The organism is Shimazuella sp. NTD247 (assembly GCF_059510415.1).
In genome coordinates this window covers 105,308-132,184 of the sequence record NZ_JCAJZU010000007.1, presented here as the reverse complement: position 1 = coordinate 132,184, position 26,877 = coordinate 105,308, and the positions used below count along the sequence as shown (strand labels likewise).

Genomic DNA, 26,877 nt, shown 5'->3' with positions numbered 1-26,877 from the left:
CCTATACACGTTCAAATAATCCAGCAGCACCCATTCCTCCGCCAATACACATGGTAACTAGCCCATATTTTTTGTTTTCACGAATACATTCGTGTAGAATGGAGACCGTCAATTTTGTTCCTGTGCAGCCCAGCGGATGACCCAGCGCGATTGCTCCACCATTCACGTTTACTCTGGATTCATCTAACTCCAATTCGCGAATGATTGCTACGGACTGAGAGGCAAAAGCCTCATTTAACTCGATCCGATCCACTTGATCTAAAGTCACATTGGTCTGCTTTAGAAGTTTTGGAATCGCACGAAGTGGACCAATGCCCATAACCTCTGGTTCTACGCCAGCAACGGTAAAACCGCGATATATAGCAAGCGGTTTCAAACCCAATTGTTCTGCTTTCTGACGGCTCATCACGATTACTGCAGCTGCTCCGTCACTTGTTTGCGAAGCATTACCAGCAGTCACTGTTCCATTTTTGAGAAAGGCTGGACGTAATTTTGCAAGTACTTCCAAAGATGTATCAGATCTAACGCCTTCATCCACGTCAAATACTCTTCTGCTGGGCTGTGGTTTTTCTGTCTCCGATTCTGTTTCTATCCATTCTGTTACTTCCAATGGGACAATTTCATCTTTAAACTTTTGCAGTTCCAACGCTTTCGCTGCCTTTTGATGACTTTGAACAGCGAATTGATCTTGCATTTCTCGTGAAATTTTATACCGTTTTGCTACTTCTTCTGCTGTATGACCCATTGCTAAATACGATTTTGGATAATGATTCATCAAGTATGGATTAGGAGAAGGACGTGATCCGCCCATAGGCACCATACTCATACTCTCCACTCCGCCAGCAATGATAAGATCTGCAGAACCACACATGATTCGTTCTGCTGCCAAAGCGATTGACTGTAACCCAGATGAACAATATCGATTTATCGTCATCGCAGGAATTTCTACAGGCAAACCGGCACGTAAACTGATCGTTCTGGCAAAGTTCATTCCTTGTTCGCCTTCTGGAAATGCACAACCAATAATAAGATCATCAATCTCTTTTGGATCAATCTGCGGATAAGCTTTCAGCAGGCCCTCTAATACAGCCGCCCCAAAATCATCCGGACGGGTATGTCGCAGGGCTCCTTTCTTTGCTTTTGCTACCGCAGAACGTTTTGCTGCTACAATCACTGCCTCACGCATGCAACTCCCTCCTCAATTGCGAAGCGGTTTTCCAGTACGTAACATATGCGCCATACGAGCTTGTGTTTTTGGTTCACCAATAAGGCTTAAAAACGCTTCTCGCTCTAAATCAAGCAAATAACTCGGAGTCACTTTTGTATCTTCTGGAACCTCCCCGCCTGCTAATACATATGCAAGCTTAGAAGCAATTTTATAATCGTGTTCGGAAATATACCCAGATTGATATAGTTGATAAGCACCTAATTTCATCGTATTCGCCCCATTACTGCCTAAAACAGAAATCTTCTCAGATTTTGGAGTTTGGTAATTGTTTTGATCCATCGATAAAACAGCTTGCTTGGCATCATGCAGAAGAAAATCCCGATTCATCGTAATTTTATCTTGTTGACGCAAATACGAATAATTTTTTGCATCCAACCCACTTGTCGAAACTTTTGCTTGACCGATTATTTGAAAAGCATGATGAACAAAAGGCTCAATAACCCTTGCGCTCGCTCCATTTGTTTGCTCATGAATACGAAGTAAAATTTCCTTGCAGCCGCCGCCAGCTGGAATGAGCCCCACACCAACCTCTACCAATCCCATATATGTTTCTGCAGAAGCCTGGATATGATCAGCAGGTAAACACATTTCCACTCCGCCGCCTAACGTTAGACCAAATGGAGCAGCAGCAACTGGGCGAGGGCAGGAACGCAATGATCCAAGCGTCGTTTGAAAACGCTGAATCATTAAATCAATTGCATCATAATCTTCTTCTTCAAGGAGCATTAGCATCATCATAAGATTGGCTCCAACGGAAAAGTTAGTCCCCAATCCAGTGATGACCAGTCCTCTGTAATCTTTTGCAACTTTTGAAACCGCATAATCAAGCATCTCTAAAGCATCATTGCCGATTGCCTGTTTTGGAGAATGAAATAAGAAACAAGCGACCTCATCCCCGATATCAACGAGGCTAGCTCCTTGATTGCCATGAATTTTTCCATTAGACCCTAGATGAAGGGCTACGATTTTTGGATGTGTGTGAAGAGGCTGAAAATCTCCATGAAACGACAGAACTTCGTTTCCTTGGTAAAAAGATGTATGACCTGCTGCCAAATGGTGTTCAATCCAATCTGGGATGATCTCTCCTTCTTTTTTCATGCGCGAAACGGTTTTTGTTAACCCCAATTGATCCCATAACTCAAACGGACCAACTTCCCAGTTAAAACCCCATTTCATCGCTTGATCGATATCGACAATATTATGAGCAATTTTAAAAGCATGAGAAGCACTGTACAATAATGTTTTCTTGGTAATGAACCATAGAAATCTTCCTATATCATGATCCAAATCAAATAAGGCGTGCAGACGCTTGGTTAGATTTTTCTCCCTTTTTATTTGGACCAATTGAGGAAAAGAGGATTTTTGTTTATCTTTATACTCCCATGTCTGCAGATCGAGTGATTGGATAACGTTCTTATTTTTGCGATAAAAACCCTTTTTCGTTTTTTCTCCCAATGAACCTTCAGCAATTAGTCTTTGAATAACATCTGGTGTGTGAAAATATTTGATTTCTTCTTCATCCTGGGAATGCTCACTGACATTTTTCACTACATGTCTGTACGTATCTAAACCTACTAGATCAAGGGTGCGAAACGTGGCACTTTTTGGTCTTCCTAATAATGGTCCAGTCAATTCATCAATTGTTTCAACTGACAATGGCCATTTTTCCATTGCTTGAAAAATAACCTGTATACCATAAGTTCCAATTCGATTTGCAATAAAATTGGGTGTATCACGTCCAATGACAACACCTTTTCCTAGTCTTTCTTCTGCAAATTGCTGTACTTCTGCAGTGATTTCAGGGAGAGTATGCTTGGTTGGAATTAACTCAAGTAATTTCATATATCGGGGTGGATTAAAAAAGTGAGTTCCGAGAAAATGTTGTTGAAAAGAAACAGTCCGATCGTATATGATTTTATGGACGGATATACCAGAAGTATTTGAACTTATAATAGAATCTCCATTCCAAACTTTCTCAACTTCTGCTAAGAGCTGTGTTTTAATCAATTCGTCCTCAACTACTGCTTCAATAATCCAATCTACTTCTGTAAGTCTGTGAAAATCATCTTCAAAATTTCCGGTGCGAATAGACGAAGCTAAAGAAGAAGAAAAAAGGGGAAGCGGCTTGTCTCGAAGAAGTAATTCCTTGGCATTTTCTGCCAAAATATTTCGATTTGCCTCGTTTGGTGGCACTCGATCGAGCAAATATGTGACAAAACCTGCATTTGCAAAATGAGCAGCAATTGCACGACCCATCACACCTGCACCAAGTACTGCGACTTGCTTGATCTCTAGCATTTTCATAGCTCCTTCCGTTTATCCGAAATGAACTTGTCGGCATAGGAAAAAATAGCTACATCACTTTATTATTTCTTTACATTTGCAAATAGTCAATATTTTTTTAAATGTTATCTATTAACATTCGGCTATTGAATGTTAATCTTTAATGGAGGCTTCACACACTCACCTCCAAATCGTTTTTCCTATTCTTATTCAATATTGTACACATGGAATCATTATGCTTAAGGGGAATGTAAGATGGGAAAGTGGACATTACGTTTTTTTCTGCTTGCGTCGTTTTTTCTGGCTTGTTACGTTATTTACAGTTTTTTTGAAATGGGTTACAGCGTAAACGCTACAAGTGTCTCAGATGGAAAACTTCACAAAGTCAAAGATCCTCGAGCATTTGGACTTACCAAACTTCGGATTTCTGAAGAATCGCTAAAAAACAAACCTATTTCCGTTTATTATGTACCACACCCAGACGATGAAGTATTAACTTTTGGAGTACCTATTCGTAACGATCTAGATGCTGGAAAAGTGGTTTACCTGATCTTATTTACCCATGGTGAAGGTTCAGCGATAATAACCAAATTAAATAAAATGATTTCGCCAAAAAAGATGACTCCGCGAGAAATTGGAGTTTCCCGCGTCAGAGAATTTTTATATTCAGCAGATGCACTAGGAATCGACAGCGAACATCGCGACATATATGATCCTGGTAAAAAGAACTTTAAAGAAAGCTTAATAAGACAAATTGCCCTGTATTTTGAGAGCTTATCCAATGATGTAACCCATAATGGAATGAGTCAAATGGATGTATTACAGGAACATTCCATGACAGGTAAAGTCATCAATGAACTGTACAAAGAAGGCAAGATTAAAAAGAAAAACACGTATGCTTCTATTTATATGTCTCGATTTGCCAAAAAACAGGTAAAAGGAAAACATATCAAATTAATAAATCCAAATGATGCAAAATACATCGAATCATCGATTATGACTTATAATCGATGGGATCCTAACAATGGATGGTATGCTTGCGGCTACAACAGTGTAAGCGAACAATTTCAATCTTTGGATGCAAATAAGTATTCCGTATTGACGCCCAAATAAAAATAACCAGAGAACAAATTCTCTGGTTATTTTTTATTAAACACAAATGCAAATAATAATCCGCCAACAGCTAATACTAGTATTCCTGTAGACTTCAAGCCATTTTCCGCAATAAATGATTTAATGGATGAAACACCATTACTTTTTGAAATATCTGATTGCAGTGAACCACTTTGGTATAGCCAGTAGACAGCAAATATAATTGCTGCAAAAAAGAGAATCCCAATAATAAATCCTGCTATTTGCTTTCCACTAACTCCGCTTGTAAATCTACTTTTTCCCTTTTTGATCGGTTTTGCCATTTTCATCCCTCGCTTCGCACCATAGTCAGCTAAAAAAAGTTTATTCGATGCAAGCGATCTATTCAATAAGAAATAAAATCTATTTTATTATCCCATTAATCCCTCAGAATGTTTTACGATAAAAGTACGAATGGTTTCCATCGCTTTCTCAACAGATGCCAGATCAGTAGCATAAAAGGTATAATGCCCTTTTCTCTCATCCAAATCTAACTCATCTGCAATGGCTCCCATCAGCCCATGTGTCTTTTTATCTAATTCAAACCAACCTGTTACCTGTGTTTCAGCAAGTTGTGTCGCATAGGAAAAGACAATTTCATCATATTGTCCACGTAACCATGTGGTCGGATGAAACTGAATAATCTGCATTGCCTGATTATACTTGCCTGTATATCCTTCTGCATACTGCCGAAATCCGAGAGCAGCAAAAGCATCAAAAAAGTTCCGAAGCATTCCTGAGGGTAATACCTGCACCAAATCACGGTCTTTTGCATCTACTCCTTGATCGATATCGAGGTCAGTTTCAAAATAATAATGAGTCCATACGGAACTAATCGGCAAACCTTCTGGACATACAAAAGAAAAAGGATATTCAAAGCGGGAACCAGGTCCGACAATTAACTTTTCATTTGTAATTGGAATGGTAACGATTTTTTCGGAAACATGATGCTGGTGATCTCCTGATGTATAGCGAGAGGACAAATTAAACGTTACTTTTAGCCCTTCGGTAACTTGTTCTGTTTCTCCCCCAACGATAAAAATCTTACCTGTGATCGGTTGTCCCATTGTCACAACATCTTGATCAAGTTGTAAATTTACCTTCGCTGAACCAAATCCAATCGATGCTAAAAACTTTTTCAACATGTAGGCATCCTCCTCTTTGATACTATTGTATCAAAGAAAAGATCCAATGAGTTCGATAAAATGATAGGTTGTATAAACATTTCCATCTTTGGTGCGAAATCCTTGATTATATGCTTTCATCCAATTATGCAACATATGATTCCCATCACTAGATAATGCTTTTTCCATCGATCGAAAATATCCAAGTGTTGCTGCCATCTGAAAAACAGCGTGGGAATTATGATATGTTTTTCGAAATTGTACTTCTTGGCAAGCTTCTATATGATATCCAGCTTGTTGAAGATTCATCTCCCAGTAATTTTTTTCTGTAAAGTAAGAATCAAGATGTTCATTACTTGGGCTATCAATCCAATTTAAACAAGTATGTAATTCCAAAAAAGTGTCTGGCCCAAAAAAAGTTGATGCTGCCAACCCTGTATTTTGCAGCAAACGCTTACTTAAAGTAAAAAGAGATTTTATTTCTTTTTGAAATTGACAGCTCGGAGAAATGATAATTATATCAAACTGATCAGGTATACCATACCGATGCTTTGATACGATTTGCACAATTGCTTGTTTATTCCATGACACAAAAATGTCTGCTTCCATCTTTAATAGAAAAAGATCAGAATCAGGATACATATCTTTTAGCAAATCCGAAAACATTGGCTCTGTTACATATATTTCTAATATAGATGTGGCAAACGGCCTTTTTTGTTTCACTGTATGTACCAATCGAAAAGCTACCTTTTGACAAATTTCAGTCTCTTGAAAAGAGGAGGGAGCTGATAGAAAAGATGATACTCCGTACTCATGTTCTTGATTCACATCTGCACCTTTCTTTCTTTTCATCGTTTATCAACTTGCTTCTCTTTTTAGATGGGAAAGTCCTTCTAATTGATGCAAATAATCCTGTTTTTTGGAACAAAAAAACTCCTATAAATAGGAGTTTTACTTGATTGCTTGTAGATTGGGATAAATGGTTTGATATTTTGTAACAAGATAATTCAAGTATGGATCAATGGTTAGTTCTTTTCCAGTAGCACTTTCGATTATTTCATTCGTAGTGAATTTCTTTCCATGCTGGTATATATTTGTTGTCAGCCAGTTACGTAAAGTGTCAAATTGACCTTGTGTCATCTCGTGTACAATAGACGGATGTGCAGATTTTGCCGCATCAAAAAATTGACAACTTAATATATTACCAATGCTGTATCCTTGGAACTGCCCGCCAACAAAATCAGTAAACCAATGAACGTCTTGTAATACGCCATTCTTTTCTTCTTTAACTTCTACCCCTAGATCTTCTTTGTATCTTTGTCTCCAGACATCAGGAAGATCATTGACATCCAATTTTCCTGTAAGTAACTCCAATTCCAAATCGAAACGAATAATCACATGCAAATTATAAGTAATTTCATCAGCTTCTGTTCTTATTTCAGAAGTGGACACATGATGCATCGCACGATAAAACGTTTCCATTGGTACAGACCCTAGTTGACTTGGAAATACAGATTGTAGTTTCGGATAAAAATATTCCCAAAATGCGCGACTTCTGCCAACAAGGTTTTCCCAAAGGCGTGACTGACTTTCATGAAGACCTGAAGACACACCTTCCATCAATGTGGTTCCAAATAAATCTCTAGACATTCCTAACTCGTACAAAGCATGACCGGATTCGTGCATACTGCTGAATAATCCATCTGTCATTTCCCATTCTCTAATTCGCGTAGTGAAACGGACATCATCTCCAGCTAATCGAATCATGAAAGGATGAGGGGAGAAATTTTGGATCGTTCTTGCACGATCAATACCAATATGATCCAAAACAACCTCAATGAATTGAAGCTGTTTTTGTTTGGGAAAATGTTGAAATAAACATTTTTGATCCACTTGTTCGGAATCTTTGATCTGCTCGATGATTGGCACCAATTGTTGACGAAGATTTTGGAAGAGCGGTTGCAAAACTGATACATGCATGCCTTCATCTGTGCGATCAATTAGTGCATCTGCAACATGATCATATTCCGGAAAATAAGATGCATATTCTTTGCTGTACTCTACGGATTCCCTAAGTAATGGAGAAACAAGAGCAAAATCATTCTGTTCTCTTGCTTTGACCCAAGTCTGGTAGACACGAGCAGTGTGTGCAAAAAATTTCTCCATAAAAGAGGAAGGTACTTTAACCGATTTTTCATACTGCCTCGCCACTTCTTTTATCAGACGAGCCTCTAAAGAATCCACAGGCAATGTATCTGTCCATGGCACTAGTTTGTCAAGCATCTCACCCATTTTGGGATCGATCAATTTCTCATGAACCAGTTTACTTATAAATCCTAGTTGTTCACCTCGGTAATCTGCATTGGCTGAAGGCATACCTGTAGACTGATCCCATACGAGTAGATGAATAAACGATTGTAAATTGGTATAATCTTGTAAATAACTCCGAAATGATTGATAGACTTCCACTACTAAGACCCCTTTCCTACCCATAGCATACAATGAACGTATTTATTTTTCCTGCTTACTTGGAAAACTTACTCTCCTATCATCGCAAAAAAAAGCGGCGATTTCTACTGTAATAGTAGAAAAACCACCGCTTTAAAAATACATCCCTTAAAAAGAAATGACTTTTTTTGTACGCTCTATTGTAGGCTGTTCTAGATCAACAATTGGTCCATCGCCACGTTTTAAGACTTTTGCAAAAGCCTGCGATGGTTGAAGATATCCAACCATATAGTCAATGGCGATCTGTGGGTCAACCGTATGACCACAAGTATAACAGTCCAGCGCAGCGAATCCTTTTTCAGGATAAGTATGGATCGAGAGATGACTCTCCGATAACATAACAAGAACTGTAACACCTTGAGGGTCAAATTTTTGGGCCTGTACCGACAGAACAGATGCACCACAAGACTCAGCAGCCTGTAGCATATACTTCTTTAGTTCTTCTGCATTGTTTAATAGGTCAAACGGCACACCCCAGGCATCCATAGCCACATGCCTTCCGAAAGTAGAATATTCTTCCATCTTTCGGCCCCCCTTCCTAGCAAAAAATTGGTGTGAGCCAAATTCCGCTAGGATCGTATTGGATCACTTATGGGGGAAGGTTAGTCCAATGAGGTCCCAACCCTTTGAGTGAATCACTGATCCTAATAGCTCAAGTTGGTTTTTTTGATTTTGTTTGGTTGCAACATTCTGTACCTTATCATATTATGTGGAGAAATTCAATTGCTTTTAGAAAAATAATCTTCTTGAAAAGAATATTATACACTCCAAAAAAACACTCCTTTGTTACCTTACAAAAATCGGCTCATTATGTCAATTCTTATTGCTTTTTGGAGATAATAAATGAAACAAATCATTTAGGAGGTTATTATGATCTATCTTAATGAACAAGAAGTAGCAATTGTAATCCTCGCCCTGACAAAAGTAATTGAAGAAGAACAAACTTACATAAGAGTAGATGAATACAAAAAGGTACTGGACCGCTTAAAAACCGAAAAAAATTATGATTATGCCCAACCAGTCCATCTTCTTCACGAGCATGACGAATTTTAATTTTTACCATCCCGCGACTGGATGACGGATTAATGTAATATTTTCAATGAGCAAAACAGATTGAGAAGAACTTACTTCCTGCAAAGGTCGATTCATTATCATCATGGAAAACTTACCTTTTGCTTGTTCATCCCGCAATAATAATCCGGCATGATCAGATATAAAGGCAATCGCTTTTTCAGAACCATCCTTGAGCTGAAAACAAAATAAATAAGCATCTTGTTCACGATCATACATCCACGTATACGCTTTTACATGTTCTGGATTTGTCTCTAATTTTTCCCATGTAGGGATAGACAGTAAGAGTATAGGACTCTCTTCACTATCCACCCAGCCCCCATCCTCTGGAATAGCGGCTTCATGTATCTTTGGAACATATCGTTCTTTCATCCTATCACCTTTTCTTATTGTAATGTATGATGACTATTATACAGAAGGAGGAGATACAAGTGAAACGATACAGCCAAATGTCACCAGAGGAACTAAAAAAAACCATCAAAGAACTAGAAGTGCAACTTATAGAGGCTGAAAAAAATAAACTCGAAAGCAATGCCGCAATCATCAGACAAAAAATAGATATTGCGAAATCTTATCAAATAGACCCAGATACTATTTCTATTGGTGCAATGTACAAAGTGCAAGGATTTAAAAATACATTTCAAGTAGACTATCTCAATGGAATCTATGCATGGGGAACATTTGAAGGAAAATCGAAAAAAGAAGCTTTCCCGATTTCATTGTTAATACATACAAACTAAATAAAGCCAAATCTCTTCTATAAAGAGCTTTGGCTTTATTATCATCTATTTTAAAAGCACTTATTTCCTCACTCTATCCAGACAAAGCATCATCTAGATAGAGTTTATACCTCATTCTAATAGAAGAAATGAGGTATTCTTGTTGGAATTAGAGGTTGGTGTAGTTGGTTTTCTTCTCCAACTTACCATCCTCAGAGCAGATCGACAGATCGCCGTCGTCCATGCACAGCCATCCGGTCTCGCGAACCTGATAAGATCCTTGACTGCTCTGAAGCTCGTAGTGGAGATCCATCTCCTCTGCAGCAGCCTTCGCGGACATCATCTTTTCGACGAACATCCGCTTCCCATCACGGGCAATGGTGACATTGTAGAACCTGTTGTCGAAGCAGAACCAGATATCCGTACCCTTGACTCCGATGATCGTCACATGGTCTTGCTTCCTGCGCACCACCAGATCCTGTATCATTTCAATCTCCTGAATGAGAAGAATTCTGTCTCCGGCTTGACTATACATAGCTTAACACTATTGCAAATTATTCTGCAATTTATTTAGTTATTAAATCGAAAAATAATAGTCCGAACCATATGGTTAATTATTCCTTTTTTTGATCATAATACAACTAGGAGGTGCTCGGTTATGTATTATGTCATTCGAGATTCGGAAAAATTACCACCATCTATTATTCATGAGGATAATTATTTTGCTTGGTATAATCCAATGAAAAAGGATCATCGTATTGAATTTCGCGGAACAATGAACCAATGTTATGATTTTATGCACCGCGACCCAAAGCAATTAACTTTATCGAAAATATACTGAAATTTCTAGCGACCATCGGTCGCTATTGTTATGTACAATTCAAATCCTGTAATATGTAACAAAATTATACTTCATATATTATTCTTCAATAATTTCAATCACTCTGCCAACTTGTCCATCTTCCAATCTCACTTTTATCCCATGCGGATGGGTTGGAGAATTTGTTAATAAATTCTTGATAATTCCTCTTGTACGATTTCCTGTCCGCTGATCTTTTTTCAAAATAATATCGACTAACATTCCTGGTGATAAGTTACTTCTTATTTTTCCGTCCATAATATACCCCCAAAGTTTACATTTCCTTTATTGTATGACTTTTTTCGAATTTAAGACAGCTAAATCAATAAAAAAAGCCATCTTCCTTCTCAAAAGAAAATAGAATTCGATGGCTCTTAAAAATTTATTCCATTTCAGCTTTGATTTTAAGAATTTCTTCTTCTGTCATTCCTGTAGCTTCAGCTAATATGGAGACAGCAACCCCGATCTTTAACATGTTTTTAATCGTCTCTTCGATTCCTTTTTCAATTCCTTCTTTTAAACCCTTCTCCATTCCGCGTTTTTCTGCTGTGCCCAGGGCTGAACGTTCATCCATTAATGCTTTCATCCTCATTTCATACAACATGCGTGCTTCTTTATCCTGACTTAAAAACTCCAATGTAGTCATTGCTTTTTTTAATTCAGGCATATCTTCTGACAACTCCTTCCATTTGCTATGATCTACTCCCTTTAAAAAGGTCAGCCATCGAACAAGGTGATCTGTCAAACGATAAGGTTTTACCAATTTTGGGAGTTCTAAAAAATGAATCTCTATATCCTCCGTTAATATATGCTGAGTATGATCTTCGCGCAGATGAAAAATACTATGGTAGCGATTATTTGGTATTACCGAAAAATTTAAGATGTTAATCGTTATCGTCTTTTTTAAATCACCATACTGTTGTCCTTTTTCCAATTGCCCACTATACATTTTAGACCAATAAAATAAAGTGCGTTTTTGTATGTCGTACTTATTGAAAAGTTGTATTTCTAAGTTGATTTGCTTCCCATCTGCTGTCTCTGCTCTCACATCTAAAATGGACAACTTATCCTTCAACAAAGTTTTATCAAGATGAGGGTTCATCAAAGTGATGTGGGTAAGAGGATATTGTTCTGTTTCTTTTAAGGTATGATTTAGAAAAGACAGAAGCACATCCTTGTTTTCTTCGCTGCCAAAAATTTTTTTAAATACAAAATCAACCTTCGGATCTAATACATCCATTCTTTCATCGTCCTTTTATTATGATCATTATATCACCTAAAAAACCCAAACCTATTATTATTTCACGATTGAAATGAATGGGAATTTTTAGGCGGATAAATTTCAGTAATTTTAGCACGACGAATGTACGTTTGTAAATACATAAATTAGGAAAATTCTTATAATAGAAACGAAAAAAAGCCCATAAAGGCTTATTTTTTTGCTGTTTCTGTCTTCTTTTTCCGCACAGGCGGCAAGATTTTTTTTGTATTAACAGTACGTTTTCTTTCCCATGTCAACTCATCTTCAGGGTCATACTGCTCTAAATACTGTATTACTTCTCTTGTGATTGGGGTTGGCGTAGAAGCACCGGCAGTAACGCCAACAAGTTTTGCTCCTTTCAACCATTCCAATTGAATCTCACTTACATCTCCAATTCGATATGCTGGTACACCTGCAATATCTTGTGACACTTGGGCAAGTCGATTTGAGTTATTACTCATTGGATCTCCTACTACAATTACCAAATCTGTACCTACTGCTTGCTCTGCAACTGCTTCTTGGCGTTCTTGTGTAGCAAGGCAAATTTCATTGTGAATTTCTACTTTTGGATACTTTGCCAAAACCATATTCATCAAATGTTTGGTATCCCATTGACTCATTGTGGTTTGATTGGTCACTAGTAGTTTATCATTTTCATCAAATGATAAATTATCTATGTCCTCTTTGTTTTCTACCAAAAAGACATGGTCAGGAGCTACTCCTTGTGCACCTTCTGGTTCCGGATGACCTTGTTTACCAATATAAATAATTTGGTATCCTTCACTTACTTTTTCTCGGATTAGATCATGCGTTTTTGTTACATCTGGGCACGTTGCATCCACTATCGTTAGACCGCGTTCTCTCGCCCTCCTGCGAACTTCCGGAGAAACACCATGCGCAGTAAAAATAACTGTTCCTTTATCAATTTTCTCTAGTATTTCTAAACGATTCGGTCCATCCAATGTAATAATTTCTTCTTCTGTAAAAGCATCTACTACATGTTTATTATGAACGATCATACCTAAAATATAGATAGGTCGTGGTAAATCCAGATTACTAGCTGCTTGTCGCGCGAGTACCATTGCATCAACTACTCCATAACAGTAACCGCGTGGAGTAATTCTTTTGACTTCCATCTGTAAAACCTCCCATATGTCAAAACCATTATATCGCATTCAACCATGCTTGCAAATAAACGTCAATACCGATATCCCTACAATAACCCAAAGTTGGGCGAATTGAACAGGTACATTTGCTTTGGGTCATACATACGATATCGTGTCATCAAAACAGAAGGGATTGTGATTATAAATGGAACAAAGACCACCTGTTAAACCTGTTTTGCCACCAATGCCACCTTTGAAACCAGTTCCAAGACCACAACCACAACCATATCCACCATATCAACCACCTTACCATCCACCACATAAACATCATCATCATTGTGCAGTACCATGCGATCCAAAAATGTTACATCACATGTACCGTCACATGAAAATGTGTCATCGTTATGAAACACAAATGCTCAGAATGTATATGAAATGGTGCAAAGAGCAATGGAGACATCGTCATCATCGTTATGATCCTTGTGAATCCTCTTCTTATCGTCGAGAGTCTTCCTCAACTCATCACCATCGTGATCCAGGCTGTGGATGTTAGTATAAATGGCGGGAACCCCGCCTTTTTTTTATTCATGAAATGATTAAAAACCTTGCCCTACAGGCAAGGTTTTTATTTATGATTTAGATGAATTTTTAATTCGCTCACGGATATACAATGTTGCAAGCACAAATGAAATCCCCATAGAAAATATAAGTAGAGCAGATGAGTCCAGAAAAGATTCATTCATTTTTGACCATAGCCTCCTTATCCTTAGGTGATTATTCTCACTCCATACTATAATATTTTTTTAATGAAGAATGGTGATCTATTGCAAAATCGTCATAAAATCTTGATACTTCTGTTGCACAATTCTCACCTTATTATACACAAAAATCCCTTTTCAACCCATTAATAACCAATGCCTTATAAAAAATTAAGTATAAAATCGCTTCCCGTCCCTTGATACAAGGGTAATCCCCTGATTTCTATGGTAAAATAAATACATAGTGTACGAACAAGGATGTGGATTCACCATGTTTAAAAAAATGATGGCTATACTAGGAAAAGGATCAGCACAAATAGACTTAGTTTTATACCAAGCAGAAATCCCTCTTGGCAGTCAGGTAAAAGGGGAACTTGTACTCAAGGGAGGCTCAGTGGAGCAAATAATTAACAAAATCGAAGTGGAATTATATTTTGAATTAAAAACAAAAGACGATAAAAGTATCTCCCATCTTATCGCAGTCATTCCCTATCAAGCATCCTTTCACATTCAACCTGGACAACAGCGTGTCGTACCATTTGAACTTCCAATACCAGAAGATCTCTTAGTTTCTAGTCCATCTGCTTCGTATTACTTATCTACCCATTTAGACATACAAGGCGGGATTGATTCAACTGATCGCGACGAGATTATTGTTACACCATCCTTTGATTTAAAACAAACTTTGTTAGCTTTGGAACAATTAGGATTCCAAGAACACTCTGATTCTCGGCTTTTCAACGGCGTTACACAAGAATTTATTTTTTCTCCTACTACATTTTTATTAGGAAAATTAGAGCGTTTATCATTCATTGTAGCACTAGATCCACATCAAATTCGATTATTGGTCGATTTAACCATTCATTCCTTTTTTGGAAGCAGAGACAAGCAGCATGAAATTGTTCTGCCTTTGGACTTAGTAGAAGACTTGGGAGATTTAAAATCATACTTACAACATACACTTTCCGACCTAGTGGAAGGCAAGGAACAAGATGCAGCTCCAAGATCATCCTTTGTCGGTGCCATGGGTAAATTTGTTAATGATCTTGTTCGCGAGTTCGACCGCCGTAAAAAATAAGCTACAAATTCCCGTAGCTTATTTTTATTTCTATTCAAACGACAACTCATTTTTATTTATCCAAAAGCAGCAACCAATACGGATTGCCAGCATCCCCAGCAACAATCAGCGTATAAGCACGTTGTGCTGTGGTGTCAAACGCAATGGAAGCTATTTGATCTTGCGTTCCTGTTGTGCGCACCATGATATTTGTTCTTCCTGAGGTAGTGGTCGTATAGGGAGTATTTTCTTTATAACTGGCATCGGTAAAAGATACATGGCGGTTCTCATCTCTCAAATCCAGGGATGAAGCAGCAGATGACAGGTGGATAAAGCGGAGTTTTATTTTATTTGCTGGTATCGTTTCTGCTTCCTCATATGAAATAAGTTGGACACCGTCTTCTGGATTCTTACTTTTATTTGCCACTGCCAGCAAGTACCTTTTCCCGCTGTCTACTATTATTTCTTGTTTCCAAATAGGGTTAGATGTTTGTCTTGCAGGATAAAGAGCAATTGAATGCTTTCCGGTTGTTAATGGAACATGTGGATTAACAGTAACATAGGTAATGGTGGTGATTAATTTCCCATCAATATGTACATCGATTGGTTGTCTAGCAGCTACTTCTGCAGCGTGTAAGAAGCGAACCTTTGACATACTCGCCTGAATAGGAATGGTTTGATGCCCAACACTGTTTTTTTCATATTTATTCACGTATTTTTTGAGATGATGCTGGTATGCTGATATGTACTTTTGATATCGATTAGAATCAATATCTTTATAGTAGTGTGCCAAAAAGTAGTATTGTGTAACCTTTTCTAACTCATCTCTCCACATATAAACCTCCAGTTAACTTTCTTTAAAAATTAACAAATGAAAACGGGAATTAGATCCAATTACAAAAAATGTATATGCTTCTCCCTCATGTAAATGAACACTTGGTACTTGATATGTCACTGGATTTGTATTTTTCATATGTAGAGAAATTGCTGATTTGTATTCAGGTAGTGTTAGAAACCGACTCTCTCCGACTTTTACATTCGAAAATAATACATAATCAACACTAGAAACATTTAAAGGTTGGATGGGCGAGGCTAATTGAATGAAACGAAGTTTCACTCTATTTTTAACAGGAGTGGAATCATCACGGAACAGCGAAATACCAGTTTTTTTCTTTTTATCAAACAGAGCGAGTGTGTACCCTCCTTTTGACTTGGGGCTTACCGCAGTTTCCAATATTTCTTTTCGGGAAGCAGAATCAACTATTGTTAGAAGTAATTCGTTATTACTTGGAGAGAAAGGAACAGTGATCTGTCCAAATCTTAATCGAGTAAACCATTTTTTGTTATTAATATAAATATCAACCTCAACTGGCAGTTGAAGGGAAGCATGCAAAACACGCAAAGATATCGGCGAATAGAATGTTTGGCTTATTTCCTCTGACATTTCCTTTCATCACCACCATCTACTCTTTTTTATAATTTGGATTTTCTCGATCAGGTACGATTAATACACGCACATCAGATGAGGCTGACTCCCCTAGTACATAGACCGAAAAAACACGACTAGATTCCAAACGATATAAAGGTGTATGAAGTAGTATATTTTTTGTACCTGAGACCCGTAAAGAAAGATTTGTTATTTGTGGAGGTATCGCACGATATCTACTCACGCCCATAAATCCATTATTAGAAAACAAGCATGTACCACTAACATTAACCAAATCCATATTTGGTCCGCTAGTCAATAAATGAATAAAACGAAGATATGGTCCTGTCATCTGGTTTTGTATAAACAACCCATCTTCTACAATAAATATTTTTTTCGGCTGTAGGCAAACTGTATAACATCTATCAGACCGAACCGAGATCATCCTTCGATAAATTGCTTTCTGATCATCTGAACGAAACACTTCAACCCAGTTATCTCCAGCAGGGAGTTGCATGTACTGGGTAATAGCGGTGAATGGAAATCGTTCTGTACATAAACGATCATTAATATAAATATCAAATTCACCTTTTTGTATACTCGCATGTAGAATTCTAACTCCTGCTATCACCCGACTCCCTCCTTTCGGAACACTATTCTTACTAATACTATGCATATGATCATCAACCCATGTTTGAAAAAGTAAAAAGAGAGGCTGATTGCCTCTCTTAAGAATCCATTCATTCTGGAGTGTATTTAACGATATTCACACCAATATTCACTTGTGGACCTGCTTTCATATACAAATCATTTTCAACACGAACGAGACGATATAGATTTGTTGTATAAGGTATTCTCCAGACCCTCCAAGCTCTCGGATCGACTTTATACAAACCTCCGTCTGTTGTGACATACACATAACCATTAGGATGAAATACGATAGATGCACCTGTGGAACTTCCACCTTTAGCAAGCACCATTTGTTTTATTGATTTTTTCTGCACTGGATCAAATTGAAACAATATACCATCGGAAACTCCCCATAATTTCCCATTTGGTCCTATTGTCATTCCACTAATTCGAAAAGGTGTACCTTTCACTAGTGGGTTATAAGTTCCTAGTCTTTTATTCGTTTTGGTATCGAATTCAAACAATACAGCTTCAGATGCTTTTGGTGTAGTTGCATCTCCACCCTCAATACTCGAACCTACCCATAAAGAATTATTTTTTAATGCAAGCGAAGAAATCGTCTGATCTTGAACAATATGCCGCAGGACGATCGGCTTCCCTTTCTTTACTAGGTCATAAATGGAAAGTGCTCCACCCCATGTTCCATACTCTGATCTAGAGGCAACATAGAGCTTTTTATTGTGAATAGCAATCGAAAGAGGGCGAATTTGTTCATGATCTTTTAAATGAAATAAAACCATGGGGTTTTGCTTCACTTTCCATGTTCGCCTTGGATCATACAGCAAGATCTTTCCTTCTGGATACGTTCCTGCATACAATTTATTGTCGTGCCAAATCCAGCTTTCGACTTGCCCTAATCCAGGGAACTGTGTATGTTTTCCTGTTTCAGTATCATAAATACCAAGTGAACCATTGATATAAGCACTGGAATAAATTTTTTTATCGGGACTAGCAATCACATGATACAAATCCAACGGCTGTGAAGGAAAGGGCAATATGAACTCTTCATGAGCACCAGTTATAGGATTATAACGAAACGCCCTTCCATCATAATTGCCAACCATGCCAATGAGTGTCTTTCCTGGAAAGCTCGGCTCATCAAATTCTTCCCATCCCCAACTTATCACGTTACTCGCTAAAGAAGCACCTGGGACTGGATGATAAATTTTGGTATACATATCATACCGATATAATTGATATTTATAGGAGAAATAGACAGACCTACCATCTGGAGCTAGTGGTGACACTCCACGAGAACCTATTGGGAAATATTCTTGTTTTATTTTCGTAACACCATCTGTTACAATATCTGGCTTCCCTGAAACCGGATCTAAAACGAGTTCTCGAAAGGAAGGCTCCAATTTTACAAATAATTTATTAGCTACAAAATCCAAATCATAAGCAAACGAATCAGTTTGGTACTCAACTGGTAGAATAGGAGTTTTTACTCCTGAAGTTAAATCATATCGAACTACATTTGCTCTAACTGCTCCTACACCAGCATAAAGAACATTATTTGCTGAATCTAATGCTAAATCACGTGCATACACATCTGGATAAACAGATCCTAGATCATGCGATTTTCCTGTAGAACCATAAGCGAATATTTTCGCTGAACCAAATGAGCCGCCGTATACAGAACCATCTTTTCCTGGCATTAAACCATAGAGAACATTACTGCCTGTTGGCGAACGGCCCATATCCATTAATATTTCCGTAACTGGATCATAACGATATACATGACCATTACTATAGGTACCGATCCAAACCTTCCCATCTGTTGCGACAGTAATAGTCCAAGCACCCTTGGCTCCAGGAATGGGAATAATCTTTTTTACTTTTCTTGTCTGCAAATCAGCAATAACTAGCTTACTTGGATTACCTACAATAGGGGCATACACAACAGGGTTGCCTTTGGAATCTTTTCCAAAAGTGGATTTATATAGCGTTAAATCATAGACTTGAGGTCCTAGATCTACCATTTCATCTGCATAAACGGTTCCATGTAACCATACACCAAATCCGAGACCAACAAAAAAGATAAGAGAGTGATAGAGATGTCGTCTTTTCCGCTTTTTTTTAGAGTAAGAGTATGTCATACTCCTATTCTGGCTTACATGCTATATCTTATTCTTAGAAAACAATTTATCAAAAAGTATATATAATCGATCTGGGCAGAGAACATATGCTTCCTGCCCAGTAGACGGCTTAGGGATTGAGCTCATCCCAAAGACGTTCAACACCCAAACGAATTAGCTTGGACATCCAATCGGGGAGATCACTCCGGCAATCCAGCTCTTTGACCTTCACCCACTCAAAACATTCATGACGATTAGTAACAACAGTTTTCTTATTCACCGGCATAGCTGCCCAAAAAATATAGCCTGGCCGCAATGGCAGAGGCTGTTGATCAATAAAGTAAGTTTGATAAGCAGGTACAATCAGCCCTGTATCCTCTCGTGTCTTCTTTAGCAGCCTCGTCATGCTCAATGAAGATGGAATGTCTTTATTCGTACTTACCACACCACCTGCGAGATCTTGTCCATCAGGTGCTTCCGGCCTACGATCACCTGTGTAGCGATAGAGAATAAGGGCCCTCCACTCTCCTGGATCCATAATTGGATAAACAAGACTGTCACCAACATAGACAGGAACAGCCTTTGCCACTACTTTCATTGCTTTTTGCGGACGAACACCAGTTACTTCTGCTGCTACGGTAAGCATCAGATACCTTTCTGTAGATACCTATTACTATCCTACCGTTAGTGCAAATGAAACTCAATGATTATTGTAAATATTATATTAACTGCAATACAAAAGGCCATACCAATATGGCATGACCTTGATTTATGAATAGATTAAAGATAATTGCCGTTGGACAGCAGACGCCTTTGTCTACTGCCCAGTATTGATTCGCTAGTTAATTCGCTCCGATTCAAGCGTCTTCACTCCCCCACGAATCAGCCTCATCATCCATTTTGGAGGATAAGGTTCAACCTTGCGCAATTGACTGACAGGAATCGAGAAATACATATCATGCTCTTTAGGTTCTAGAATAACCTGTCCACCAGGGTATGCTGCTACATACCAGCGAATGATGGTTATTCCGTTACCTGTCTGAGATGAAAATTCTCGACTTTTGAGAAAATGAAGCGATTCCATTGGGACACGGAGCTGAGATTCTTCGCGTACTTCGCGGATAGCTCCATGTTCAAAAGACTCACTCCGCCGTACCGTTCCTCCAAACAAATCCAAACCTTGACTAGATTCAGGCCTACGATCCCCAACAATTCGACGGGGAATGATGACCTTCCACTGGTCACTGTCCAAAATTGGATTGGCAGGATCACCGATATCGATGAGAACAACCTTTGCTATCCTTCGCGGTTCTATCTGCGGAGTCAAATAAAACATGCTTCACCTTTCTTTATTAGCCTATTACTATGTTACTTGTAAGCGCTTGAATATGCAAGGTATTTTTAAAATTTTGGAATATATGATCTAGATTTCATAAATGTTTTCAACTGAATTGGAAGATAATCCTTAATAATCCTTTGTTTCTTTAGCACGTTGATTTGCTAATCTGTAGAAAACTGAATAACAAGATATTATTTTGAAACAAATCAACCAACCATTAGCGATTGGTTTGTTCCACTTTCTCTAGTTCCACAGGATCAAGTGGTTGTTCCGCTGGTCCTTCTATTACTTCCCCATCTGTCGAATAACGAGAACCATGACAAGGGCAATCCCATGTTCGATCCCCATGATTCCATTCAACTTCACAACCTAAGTGCTTACAAGTAGCATCTACAACATGTAGTTTTCCATCTGCGTCACGATAAGCACCACATTTTCTTCCTTTAACCATGACGATCGCACCTTCATCGTCTTTCAATTCATCTGGTTCTTTAAATGTTATTCCTATTTTTCCTGATAATAAAGAACCAGCTACATCCAAGTTTTCAACTATAAGATTACGTAAACTTGGATCTGTTTGAAATCTGGAAGGAGTATACAAACCTTCATAAGGATTATCCCTGCCAACAATCATATCTGTTATCAGCTGAGCAGCAACGGTGCTTTGTGACATACCCCATTTTCGGAATCCAGTAGCAACAAATATATTTTTATGATCAGCGGTCAATCTGCCAATATACGGAACTTTGTCCAAAGTGATTAGATCTTGTGCAGACCATCGGTATGGATACGCTTTAATTCCTAATGTTTCTTCTGCAAATTTCTCAAGTATTTCATAATGTTGCATCGTACAAATTCCATGACCAGTTTTATGGGATTGTCCACCTACTAAAACATACGATTCTCCATGGATAGTTACTTCTCGTAGAGACCGAGTAGCTGGACTATCAATGGATAAATACATTCCACCTGAAAAGTTTTTTTGAGGCTTTATTGCTAAAACATAGGATCGATCAGCATGGAGACGTGTGAAATAAAATCCGCCATTATCGTAGAAAGGAAAATGGGAACACATTACTACTTGTTGACAATTAATTCTTTTTTTGTTTCGAGTTACTACTGTAAGTGTTTCCTTTTCCTCGATATCGATTACCGTTGTGTTTTCAAATACCTGACCTCCCGCTGAAATAAACTTATCTAACAATCCACGAAGATATCGTAGAGGGTGAAACTGTGCTTGTTCACGCATCACAAGAGCAGCTTTTTCTCCCAAAGCAAATGGTAACTTATCTACCATATCCCCATTGATTCCTAAAGTTTGATAAGCTTTTGCTTCCTTCTCTAGTTTCTGCACATTTTCCGCTTCAATGGTATAAAGATAAGCATCTTCATGCTTAAAATCACAGTCAATCTTTAATTGTTGAATAGTATCTTCAATAAATTTTTTGGCACCCATATTAGCTTGATAATAGTCTTGTGCTTTCGCTGAACCGAAATGTTGAATCAATTCATCATAGATCACATCATGTTGGGCGGTTATTTTTGCTGTAGTATGTCCAGTCGTTCCATTTGCAAGTTTTCCTGCATCAACCAAAACAACTTCTTTTCCTTCTTTTGCAAGTAAGTAGGCAGTAGTAATTCCAGAAATTCCTCCACCTATTACTACTACCTCTGTTTTTTTGTCTTCTTGCAAAGCAGAAAATGACAAAAGAGGATTTGGGTCTCTCCAATATGGTTCTGGGAACGTTGGCATTCGTCTATTCACCGTGAAATTCCTCCATTAATTACATAAGTAGCTTCACGATTGTAAACTTCTCGAAAAAGTCCCATCTTATACATGTGAATTAATGAATACTTTTTTTATTTCAAACACATCTTAGTAATCAACATGTTTGAAAACGAGGGAAAAAATGGATCAAACAAAATCAATTAATTCATTGCAGTTTTTCTTTCTATGTCTGGCATATATAGGGATAACCTGTCATGTCATAACATTGCCTGCAATTTTAGGAGTATCCAAAAGAGATTCGTGGCTGGCTGTCATTATCGGTGCATGTATTTTCTTTATCGTTTTAATAGGTATTCATTTTATTATGAAGCAAACAAACCAAGCACCGCTATATTTTTGGTTTCAAAAAAATACGCATCCGATTTTTTTTTGGTTGATCAGTTTCCTGTTTATCATTCATCTATGTATTGGCATTTTTATCAGTTACTACGACACCATCCGCTGGACAAACACAGCATATTTACCAGGGACACCAACATGGATTATTGCCATTCTCGCCATTATCGCATGTGCGATTGCCGCCTTACTTGGATTAGAAACAATCGCAATTGCAAACGGTATTTTACTACCAATTGTTATTTTATTAGGAGTGTTTGTGATGTTTGGAAACATTCCTATGAAAGACCACAGTTTATTATTTCCATTATTACAAAATGGCTGGAAACCCATTTGGTTAGGAATCATGTACGCTTCATCTGGATGGATGGATATTATTGCAGTCTTCTTTTTTCAACAAAATCTGAAAACAAAAATGCGTTTCTCGACACTATGGATATCGGGGTTTTTCCTTGTATTCATAACACTTGGACCAATTATTGGATCATTAACAGAATTTGGAGCTGTCACTTCAAGCCAACTTCGCTACCCAGCATATGAACAATGGAGATTACTCACTCTCGGTCTATTAGTAGAACATGTAGATTTTTTTTCCATCTACCAATGGTGGATAGGTTCATTTATGCGGATCTCTTTACAACTGTATTTATTGGCACATTTATTTCCCTTAAAATCGAAAACAAAAACATGGTTAATTGTGATTAGTTCTATCTTTTTCTTCTTAGTGACAAGAATTTCGATTGGCGATGTTTCTTTCTGGAATATTACTACAAGTTATATCCTGCCTCTTCATTTAGCCATCACAACAGTCATATTTTTTTTATTACTCATGGTAAGCACTTACAAATACTTTCGAAATAAATCATCTGGGAATGATACCTATGCAGAGCAAAAAAACACCTCAAATTCGTAATATGGTCTCCAAACCAACCAAACTTGTTAAGCAGCTTAGTGAAAATATAAAAATTATTGAAAAGCAAATAAAAGACTGCGGTGATGTATCATCAGACACCAAAAAAGTAGTGACAAATGCTACTAATCGGGCTTTTGCCTATTTTTATAGTTTAGGTTTAATCGATTCCAAGCGCTTGAACGACGAAATAATCGCAGAAATATACAAATGGATAGAAGAGGAGAAGTTTGATCAAGCAAGCATTCCCTTTTCAACGATGCAAATTAGTAAAGATGATCTGTCTACCATCGATTACTTATTCGAAGGTTTTTTCATTTGTCTTATCGATGGGATTGACCATGCTTTTTGTTTTGACATCGCAAATTTCCCACAGAGGCAGCCCGAAGATACACCCTCTGAAACTTCTGTTCGTGGCTCAAGAGATGGTTTTACAGAAAGCATTACAACGAATATCGCTTTGGTTCGCAAACGGATGAAAACAGGGTCACTAAAGTGCAAAATATATGATGTTGGAACAAGGAGCAAGACAAAAGTAGCACTATTGTATGTGGAAGATATTATTCAATCAGAAATTATTCAGGATGTTCAGAAACGTATCTCCAATATTGAAATTGAAACACTGGACAGCAGCCAGCAGCTGCAAGAACTAATCGGAGGGAAAAATTTTCGGTTACTCCCTTTATTTGACTATACAAGTCGACCTGATTATATTGCTTCTATTCTAAACCATGGCCGATTTTGTTTAATCGTCGATGGAAATCCAACTGTTCCTATTGCACCAGCAAATATAACGCTGCTTTTGAAAAGCAGTGAAGATATACACAATATGTTTATTGTCAATAGTGCACAATTTATCCTGCGTTTAACTGGACTTTTGATTTCTTTGTTGCTTCCTGCTTTTTGGACAGCAATCACATTTTTTCATCCCAATCAAATTCCGTTTAGTTTATTAGCTACTTTAGTCATGTCCAAAAGAGGAATACCTTTTCCTATACCGATAGAGACGATTATTATGCTGCTTATTTTTGAGATTTTCCGTGAAGCTGGATTACGGTTACCGCTTCAAGTCGGGCAAACCCTGTCTGTTGTCGGTGGGTTAATTGTTGGAGATGCGGCAATACGCTCAGGTTTGACTAGTCCAAGTACCGTTGTAATCATTGCCCTGTCTTTTGTTGCCAGCTCTACTCTAGTGAATCAATCGGTGATAGGGATTGTCAGTTTTTTTCGGTTTTTTATCTTGTTTTTTTCCGCATTTTTAGGCATTTTTGGGTTCGTCTTGGCTCTTTTTCTCATCATTCTTTATTTATCTCAATTAAAAAGTTTTGGTGTTCCATATATGGCACCAATTTCTCCTTTGTATCCACAAGATTTTATACGCACTGTTTTTCGTCCAACCTGGGGAAACATTAAAAATCGACCTTCGATGTTGAAAACAAAAGATACAACGCTGCAAGGGGACGATACACCATGAAAAAAACAATCCTTCTCATCTTGTCGATCTGTTTACTCTGTTGTGCTTGTGATGGCCGCAGACTTCAAGATATGCTCTTTATATTTGCTCTTGGAATAGACTATAAAGAGGGAAAATATGAAGTATCCGGGCAAATTATAAACTTCTCCACCATTGCCGGCGGAGATAAGATTGGTCCACCTCAAGAAACAAATAATTTATGGATCGGGAAAGCATCTGATCCTATTTTGGAGAATGCTTTTTATAAGTTACGATCATCTTCGAACACACTCAGTTCATCACATCTGACCGCTTTTATTTTTGGTCCGGGAATTTTAAAGGAAAAGAAACAAGCAATTTTGGATCAAATTTTTCGATCTCGTTTAACCAGACTAACTCCTTGGTTTTTTGCTTCAGACGAACCAATGGATAAATTATTATCAATCACTCCATTCCTGACAAAAACACCTTATTTCTCTATTTATAGTCAACCGATGGAAACATTTAAGCAAGATTCCTTTGTACCGCCTATTCGACTAAACCAATTTACAAGCCAGATCAATGAACCTGATAATGTAACCATCATACCAACACTAGCAATCACAAAAAACACATGGAAAAATGAACAAAAAGATTTACCTCAATTAAAAATATCAGGGGCTTATGTTCTTAGTAAATCTAAGCCAACATACTCGTATCCATTAAAAGCACTCTTAGGTCTAAGATGGGTAAGCAAACAAACTCTTGATACTCCTGTTTTTCTTACAATAAAAAAGAATGAAAGTGTAACTGTTACCGCACAAAATCCGAGTGTAGATATTCATACGTCTTTAGGCAAAAACGGTCAAGCGCATTATCAATTAAACATACACGCCAAAGCAGAATTAATTCACACCAATACCAACATCCCTATTAGAAAATTGGAACGAATACTGGAAGAGAAAATAGCACAAGAAGTAATTTCCACCTATCAAATGGCGGCAAAAAATGAACTAGACATATTTCGATTACGATTTCAGACATACCAAAAAAATCCACAGTTGTGGAAGCGAATAACAAATAAACCTTTCTCTCACGATACAATCTCTGTTCAAGTAAAAGCGCATATCATCAATACAGGTTTTTTAAAAAATGAAACACTAGTTGATTAAATTATTTATCAGACAGTGGAACTAAAGTCACCAATGTTATCAGAATTTGATAGTGTCAAGACAAAAGGCTATTTGCTATAATAAATATGACCATGGAACGAGAAAATTGGAGAAAAACATGGCGCTTCCTGGTGACTACAAGAAGAGTAAGCAGAGCACCTTTACACTGAAACATGGGCAGGGGTACATCCGCTGTACAGATCCAAAAGCAGATTGGCAGTACAATTCAAATACTGAGGATCTTATTATCTTCATGGATGAAAATACTGCAGATCCCACTGCTCCTATTGCCAAGTACTCAATTACCCATAAGGGCAAGAAGTATGAAGGTGACGCTTACGAGGTAGGTATTGACCTTTCCAATTCGCATCATTTGCCGAAGGATGATCCGAGATACAGGGCTTTCCATATGAGTATCAAAACTTGCTCTGGAAAGCGTCTCATGATTGGTTTTGGTGATGATAAGAAAATCATTGAAATCCAGGAACTGAGTATCCGGCGATAAGTTTTCCTAGCGGTTATTGTCCCAGATGTTGTTTAGGCGATATCTGGGGCGCAATCATTAAAACATAATATACATTTTTTTCAGCTATAAATGGA

At 37.7% G+C, this 26,877-nt stretch carries 29 protein-coding genes; 9 read left to right on the top strand and 20 right to left on the bottom strand.

Annotated features, from left to right (window positions below; genetic code table 11):
* Position 1: 1 nt before the first annotated feature.
* Both AC5WOC_RS17135 and AC5WOC_RS17130 read right to left on the bottom strand, forming a co-directional pair.
* On the bottom strand, positions 2 to 1,186 hold the full coding sequence (locus AC5WOC_RS17135; protein ID WP_496056638.1) for an acetyl-CoA C-acyltransferase: 1,185 nt from the start codon (positions 1,184 to 1,186) through the stop codon (positions 2 to 4).
* Between the two features lie 12 nt (positions 1,187 to 1,198).
* A complete protein-coding gene (locus AC5WOC_RS17130; protein ID WP_496056637.1) occupies positions 1,199 to 3,526 on the bottom strand; it encodes a 3-hydroxyacyl-CoA dehydrogenase/enoyl-CoA hydratase family protein in 2,328 nt (775 codons plus the stop codon).
* A gap of 240 nt (positions 3,527 to 3,766) precedes the next feature.
* Between AC5WOC_RS17130 and AC5WOC_RS17125 the strand changes: the two genes are divergently transcribed.
* On the top strand, positions 3,767 to 4,624 hold the full coding sequence (locus AC5WOC_RS17125; protein WP_496056636.1) for a PIG-L family deacetylase: 858 nt from the start codon (positions 3,767 to 3,769) through the stop codon (positions 4,622 to 4,624).
* A 26-nt stretch (positions 4,625 to 4,650) separates the two neighbouring features.
* On the opposite strand, the gene AC5WOC_RS17120 is transcribed toward AC5WOC_RS17125, so the two are convergent.
* The 5 genes from AC5WOC_RS17120 to speD form a co-directional block, all read right to left on the bottom strand.
* On the bottom strand, positions 4,651 to 4,926 hold the full coding sequence (locus AC5WOC_RS17120) for a hypothetical protein (RefSeq protein ID WP_496056635.1): 276 nt from the start codon (positions 4,924 to 4,926) through the stop codon (positions 4,651 to 4,653).
* Between the two features lie 87 nt (positions 4,927 to 5,013).
* A complete protein-coding gene (locus tag AC5WOC_RS17115) occupies positions 5,014 to 5,787 on the bottom strand; it encodes a sporulation protein (protein ID WP_496056634.1) in 774 nt (257 codons plus the stop codon).
* A 30-nt stretch (positions 5,788 to 5,817) separates the two neighbouring features.
* Entirely contained in the window at positions 5,818 to 6,618 is an 801-nt protein-coding gene (locus tag AC5WOC_RS17110; protein ID WP_496056633.1) for a hypothetical protein, read from the bottom strand.
* Positions 6,619 to 6,717: 99 nt separating this feature from the next.
* Complete coding sequence (locus AC5WOC_RS17105) at positions 6,718 to 8,235, bottom strand: carboxypeptidase M32 (protein ID WP_496056632.1); 1,518 nt, start codon at positions 8,233 to 8,235, stop codon at positions 6,718 to 6,720.
* 147 nt (positions 8,236 to 8,382) lie between these two features.
* On the bottom strand, positions 8,383 to 8,796 hold the full coding sequence (speD, locus tag AC5WOC_RS17100; protein WP_496056631.1) for an adenosylmethionine decarboxylase: 414 nt from the start codon (positions 8,794 to 8,796) through the stop codon (positions 8,383 to 8,385).
* A 348-nt stretch (positions 8,797 to 9,144) separates the two neighbouring features.
* On the opposite strand from speD, the gene AC5WOC_RS17095 reads away from it, so the two are divergent.
* Complete coding sequence (locus tag AC5WOC_RS17095; protein WP_496056630.1) at positions 9,145 to 9,327, top strand: hypothetical protein; 183 nt, start codon at positions 9,145 to 9,147, stop codon at positions 9,325 to 9,327.
* Positions 9,328 to 9,330: 3 nt separating this feature from the next.
* Here AC5WOC_RS17095 and AC5WOC_RS17090 read toward each other — a convergent pair whose 3' ends face one another.
* The gene (locus AC5WOC_RS17090) at positions 9,331 to 9,717 is read right to left on the bottom strand and encodes a hypothetical protein (protein WP_496056629.1); all 387 of its coding nucleotides are present in this window, start codon (positions 9,715 to 9,717) and stop codon (positions 9,331 to 9,333) included.
* 59 nt (positions 9,718 to 9,776) lie between these two features.
* On the opposite strand from AC5WOC_RS17090, the gene AC5WOC_RS17085 reads away from it, so the two are divergent.
* On the top strand, positions 9,777 to 10,085 hold the full coding sequence (locus AC5WOC_RS17085) for a DUF1811 family protein (RefSeq protein WP_496056628.1): 309 nt from the start codon (positions 9,777 to 9,779) through the stop codon (positions 10,083 to 10,085).
* A 148-nt stretch (positions 10,086 to 10,233) separates the two neighbouring features.
* Here AC5WOC_RS17085 and AC5WOC_RS17080 read toward each other — a convergent pair whose 3' ends face one another.
* On the bottom strand, positions 10,234 to 10,551 hold the full coding sequence (locus tag AC5WOC_RS17080) for a hypothetical protein (protein WP_496056627.1): 318 nt from the start codon (positions 10,549 to 10,551) through the stop codon (positions 10,234 to 10,236).
* 171 nt (positions 10,552 to 10,722) lie between these two features.
* On the opposite strand from AC5WOC_RS17080, the gene AC5WOC_RS17075 reads away from it, so the two are divergent.
* Positions 10,723 to 10,905, top strand: a complete 183-nt coding sequence (locus AC5WOC_RS17075; RefSeq protein WP_496056626.1) for a hypothetical protein — start codon at positions 10,723 to 10,725, stop codon at positions 10,903 to 10,905.
* Between the two features lie 78 nt (positions 10,906 to 10,983).
* Here AC5WOC_RS17075 and AC5WOC_RS17070 read toward each other — a convergent pair whose 3' ends face one another.
* From AC5WOC_RS17070 to AC5WOC_RS17055, 4 genes are all read right to left on the bottom strand, one after another.
* Positions 10,984 to 11,181: a YwbE family protein gene (locus tag AC5WOC_RS17070; RefSeq protein WP_496056625.1), complete on the bottom strand. Its 198-nt coding sequence runs from the start codon at positions 11,179 to 11,181 to the stop codon at positions 10,984 to 10,986.
* 124 nt (positions 11,182 to 11,305) lie between these two features.
* The gene (locus AC5WOC_RS17065) at positions 11,306 to 12,163 is read right to left on the bottom strand and encodes an Rpn family recombination-promoting nuclease/putative transposase (RefSeq protein ID WP_496056624.1); all 858 of its coding nucleotides are present in this window, start codon (positions 12,161 to 12,163) and stop codon (positions 11,306 to 11,308) included.
* Between the two features lie 191 nt (positions 12,164 to 12,354).
* Positions 12,355 to 13,320 carry a 4-hydroxy-3-methylbut-2-enyl diphosphate reductase gene (locus AC5WOC_RS17060; RefSeq protein ID WP_496056623.1) on the bottom strand — a complete coding sequence of 322 codons (966 nt, stop codon included), beginning with the start codon at positions 13,318 to 13,320 and terminating at the stop codon, positions 12,355 to 12,357.
* 194 nt (positions 13,321 to 13,514) lie between these two features.
* Entirely contained in the window at positions 13,515 to 13,649 is a 135-nt protein-coding gene (locus tag AC5WOC_RS17055; protein ID WP_496056622.1) for a hypothetical protein, read from the bottom strand.
* Between the two features lie 670 nt (positions 13,650 to 14,319).
* Between AC5WOC_RS17055 and AC5WOC_RS17050 the strand changes: the two genes are divergently transcribed.
* Positions 14,320 to 15,126: a sporulation protein gene (locus AC5WOC_RS17050; protein WP_496056621.1), complete on the top strand. Its 807-nt coding sequence runs from the start codon at positions 14,320 to 14,322 to the stop codon at positions 15,124 to 15,126.
* A 52-nt stretch (positions 15,127 to 15,178) separates the two neighbouring features.
* Here the strand turns inward: AC5WOC_RS17050 and AC5WOC_RS17045 are convergent, their stop codons facing one another.
* The 7 genes from AC5WOC_RS17045 to AC5WOC_RS17015 form a co-directional block, all read right to left on the bottom strand.
* Positions 15,179 to 15,940: a DUF4397 domain-containing protein gene (locus AC5WOC_RS17045; RefSeq protein ID WP_496056620.1), complete on the bottom strand. Its 762-nt coding sequence runs from the start codon at positions 15,938 to 15,940 to the stop codon at positions 15,179 to 15,181.
* Between the two features lie 12 nt (positions 15,941 to 15,952).
* Complete coding sequence (locus tag AC5WOC_RS17040; protein WP_496056619.1) at positions 15,953 to 16,549, bottom strand: DUF4397 domain-containing protein; 597 nt, start codon at positions 16,547 to 16,549, stop codon at positions 15,953 to 15,955.
* A 19-nt stretch (positions 16,550 to 16,568) separates the two neighbouring features.
* On the bottom strand, positions 16,569 to 17,162 hold the full coding sequence (locus tag AC5WOC_RS17035; protein ID WP_496056618.1) for a DUF4397 domain-containing protein: 594 nt from the start codon (positions 17,160 to 17,162) through the stop codon (positions 16,569 to 16,571).
* 109 nt (positions 17,163 to 17,271) lie between these two features.
* On the bottom strand, positions 17,272 to 19,320 hold the full coding sequence (locus AC5WOC_RS17030) for an NHL repeat-containing protein (RefSeq protein WP_496056617.1): 2,049 nt from the start codon (positions 19,318 to 19,320) through the stop codon (positions 17,272 to 17,274).
* A gap of 109 nt (positions 19,321 to 19,429) precedes the next feature.
* The gene (locus AC5WOC_RS17025) at positions 19,430 to 19,945 is read right to left on the bottom strand and encodes a hypothetical protein (RefSeq protein ID WP_496056616.1); all 516 of its coding nucleotides are present in this window, start codon (positions 19,943 to 19,945) and stop codon (positions 19,430 to 19,432) included.
* 192 nt (positions 19,946 to 20,137) lie between these two features.
* On the bottom strand, positions 20,138 to 20,635 hold the full coding sequence (locus tag AC5WOC_RS17020; RefSeq protein ID WP_496056615.1) for an NUDIX hydrolase: 498 nt from the start codon (positions 20,633 to 20,635) through the stop codon (positions 20,138 to 20,140).
* 220 nt (positions 20,636 to 20,855) lie between these two features.
* On the bottom strand, positions 20,856 to 22,391 hold the full coding sequence (locus AC5WOC_RS17015) for an FAD-dependent oxidoreductase (RefSeq protein ID WP_496056783.1): 1,536 nt from the start codon (positions 22,389 to 22,391) through the stop codon (positions 20,856 to 20,858).
* 157 nt (positions 22,392 to 22,548) lie between these two features.
* Here AC5WOC_RS17015 and AC5WOC_RS17010 point away from each other — a divergent pair, with 157 nt between their 5' ends.
* The 4 genes from AC5WOC_RS17010 to AC5WOC_RS16995 all read left to right on the top strand — a co-directional run bounded on the left by AC5WOC_RS17010 (position 22,549) and on the right by AC5WOC_RS16995 (position 26,782).
* Positions 22,549 to 23,676, top strand: coding sequence for an endospore germination permease (locus tag AC5WOC_RS17010; protein WP_496056614.1), 1,128 nt, complete (start codon positions 22,549 to 22,551; stop codon positions 23,674 to 23,676).
* Positions 23,645 to 25,147 (top strand): spore germination protein, encoded by a 1,503-nt coding sequence (locus AC5WOC_RS17005; protein ID WP_496056613.1) that lies wholly within the window; start codon positions 23,645 to 23,647, stop codon positions 25,145 to 25,147. The genes AC5WOC_RS17010 and AC5WOC_RS17005 overlap by 32 nt, the downstream gene beginning before the upstream one ends.
* Positions 25,144 to 26,277 (top strand): Ger(x)C family spore germination protein, encoded by a 1,134-nt coding sequence (locus AC5WOC_RS17000; protein WP_496056612.1) that lies wholly within the window; start codon positions 25,144 to 25,146, stop codon positions 26,275 to 26,277. Before AC5WOC_RS17005 ends, AC5WOC_RS17000 begins: the two co-directional genes overlap by 4 nt.
* A gap of 118 nt (positions 26,278 to 26,395) precedes the next feature.
* Positions 26,396 to 26,782: a hypothetical protein gene (locus AC5WOC_RS16995; protein WP_496056611.1), complete on the top strand. Its 387-nt coding sequence runs from the start codon at positions 26,396 to 26,398 to the stop codon at positions 26,780 to 26,782.
* The last annotated feature ends 95 nt before the right edge of the window (positions 26,783 to 26,877 follow it).

Excerpts from the sequence above, each read along its gene's own strand:
- AC5WOC_RS17015 (WP_496056783.1), bottom strand. The coding sequence starts at position 22,391 with ATGCCAACGTTCCCAGAACCATATTGGAGAGACCCAAATCCTCTTTTG.
- AC5WOC_RS17135 (WP_496056638.1), bottom strand. The coding sequence starts at position 1,186 with ATGCGTGAGGCAGTGATTGTAGCAGCAAAACGTTCTGCGGTAGCAAAA.
- AC5WOC_RS17065 (WP_496056624.1), bottom strand. The coding sequence starts at position 12,163 with ATGGATGTATTAGATCCGAAGGTTGATTTTGTATTTAAAAAAATTTTT.
- AC5WOC_RS17070 (WP_496056625.1), bottom strand. The coding sequence starts at position 11,181 with ATGGACGGAAAAATAAGAAGTAACTTATCACCAGGAATGTTAGTCGAT.
- AC5WOC_RS17030 (WP_496056617.1), bottom strand. The coding sequence starts at position 19,320 with ATGACATACTCTTACTCTAAAAAAAAGCGGAAAAGACGACATCTCTAT.
- AC5WOC_RS17045 (WP_496056620.1), bottom strand. The coding sequence starts at position 15,940 with ATGTGGAGAGATGAGTTAGAAAAGGTTACACAATACTACTTTTTGGCA.
- AC5WOC_RS17075 (WP_496056626.1), top strand. The coding sequence starts at position 10,723 with ATGTATTATGTCATTCGAGATTCGGAAAAATTACCACCATCTATTATT.
- AC5WOC_RS17080 (WP_496056627.1), bottom strand. The coding sequence starts at position 10,551 with ATGATACAGGATCTGGTGGTGCGCAGGAAGCAAGACCATGTGACGATC.
- AC5WOC_RS17040 (WP_496056619.1), bottom strand. The coding sequence starts at position 16,549 with ATGTCAGAGGAAATAAGCCAAACATTCTATTCGCCGATATCTTTGCGT.
- AC5WOC_RS17110 (WP_496056633.1), bottom strand. The coding sequence starts at position 6,618 with ATGAAAAGAAAGAAAGGTGCAGATGTGAATCAAGAACATGAGTACGGA.
- AC5WOC_RS17125 (WP_496056636.1), top strand. The coding sequence starts at position 3,767 with ATGGGAAAGTGGACATTACGTTTTTTTCTGCTTGCGTCGTTTTTTCTG.
- AC5WOC_RS17130 (WP_496056637.1), bottom strand. The coding sequence starts at position 3,526 with ATGCTAGAGATCAAGCAAGTCGCAGTACTTGGTGCAGGTGTGATGGGT.
- AC5WOC_RS17050 (WP_496056621.1), top strand. The coding sequence starts at position 14,320 with ATGTTTAAAAAAATGATGGCTATACTAGGAAAAGGATCAGCACAAATA.
- AC5WOC_RS17120 (WP_496056635.1), bottom strand. The coding sequence starts at position 4,926 with ATGGCAAAACCGATCAAAAAGGGAAAAAGTAGATTTACAAGCGGAGTT.
- AC5WOC_RS17005 (WP_496056613.1), top strand. The coding sequence starts at position 23,645 with ATGCAGAGCAAAAAAACACCTCAAATTCGTAATATGGTCTCCAAACCA.
- AC5WOC_RS17115 (WP_496056634.1), bottom strand. The coding sequence starts at position 5,787 with ATGTTGAAAAAGTTTTTAGCATCGATTGGATTTGGTTCAGCGAAGGTA.
- AC5WOC_RS17025 (WP_496056616.1), bottom strand. The coding sequence starts at position 19,945 with ATGCTTACCGTAGCAGCAGAAGTAACTGGTGTTCGTCCGCAAAAAGCA.
- AC5WOC_RS17010 (WP_496056614.1), top strand. The coding sequence starts at position 22,549 with ATGGATCAAACAAAATCAATTAATTCATTGCAGTTTTTCTTTCTATGT.
- speD (WP_496056631.1), bottom strand. The coding sequence starts at position 8,796 with ATGGAAGAATATTCTACTTTCGGAAGGCATGTGGCTATGGATGCCTGG.
- AC5WOC_RS17095 (WP_496056630.1), top strand. The coding sequence starts at position 9,145 with ATGATCTATCTTAATGAACAAGAAGTAGCAATTGTAATCCTCGCCCTG.
- AC5WOC_RS17090 (WP_496056629.1), bottom strand. The coding sequence starts at position 9,717 with ATGAAAGAACGATATGTTCCAAAGATACATGAAGCCGCTATTCCAGAG.
- AC5WOC_RS17000 (WP_496056612.1), top strand. The coding sequence starts at position 25,144 with ATGAAAAAAACAATCCTTCTCATCTTGTCGATCTGTTTACTCTGTTGT.
- AC5WOC_RS17020 (WP_496056615.1), bottom strand. The coding sequence starts at position 20,635 with ATGTTTTATTTGACTCCGCAGATAGAACCGCGAAGGATAGCAAAGGTT.
- AC5WOC_RS16995 (WP_496056611.1), top strand. The coding sequence starts at position 26,396 with ATGGCGCTTCCTGGTGACTACAAGAAGAGTAAGCAGAGCACCTTTACA.
- AC5WOC_RS17060 (WP_496056623.1), bottom strand. The coding sequence starts at position 13,320 with ATGGAAGTCAAAAGAATTACTCCACGCGGTTACTGTTATGGAGTAGTT.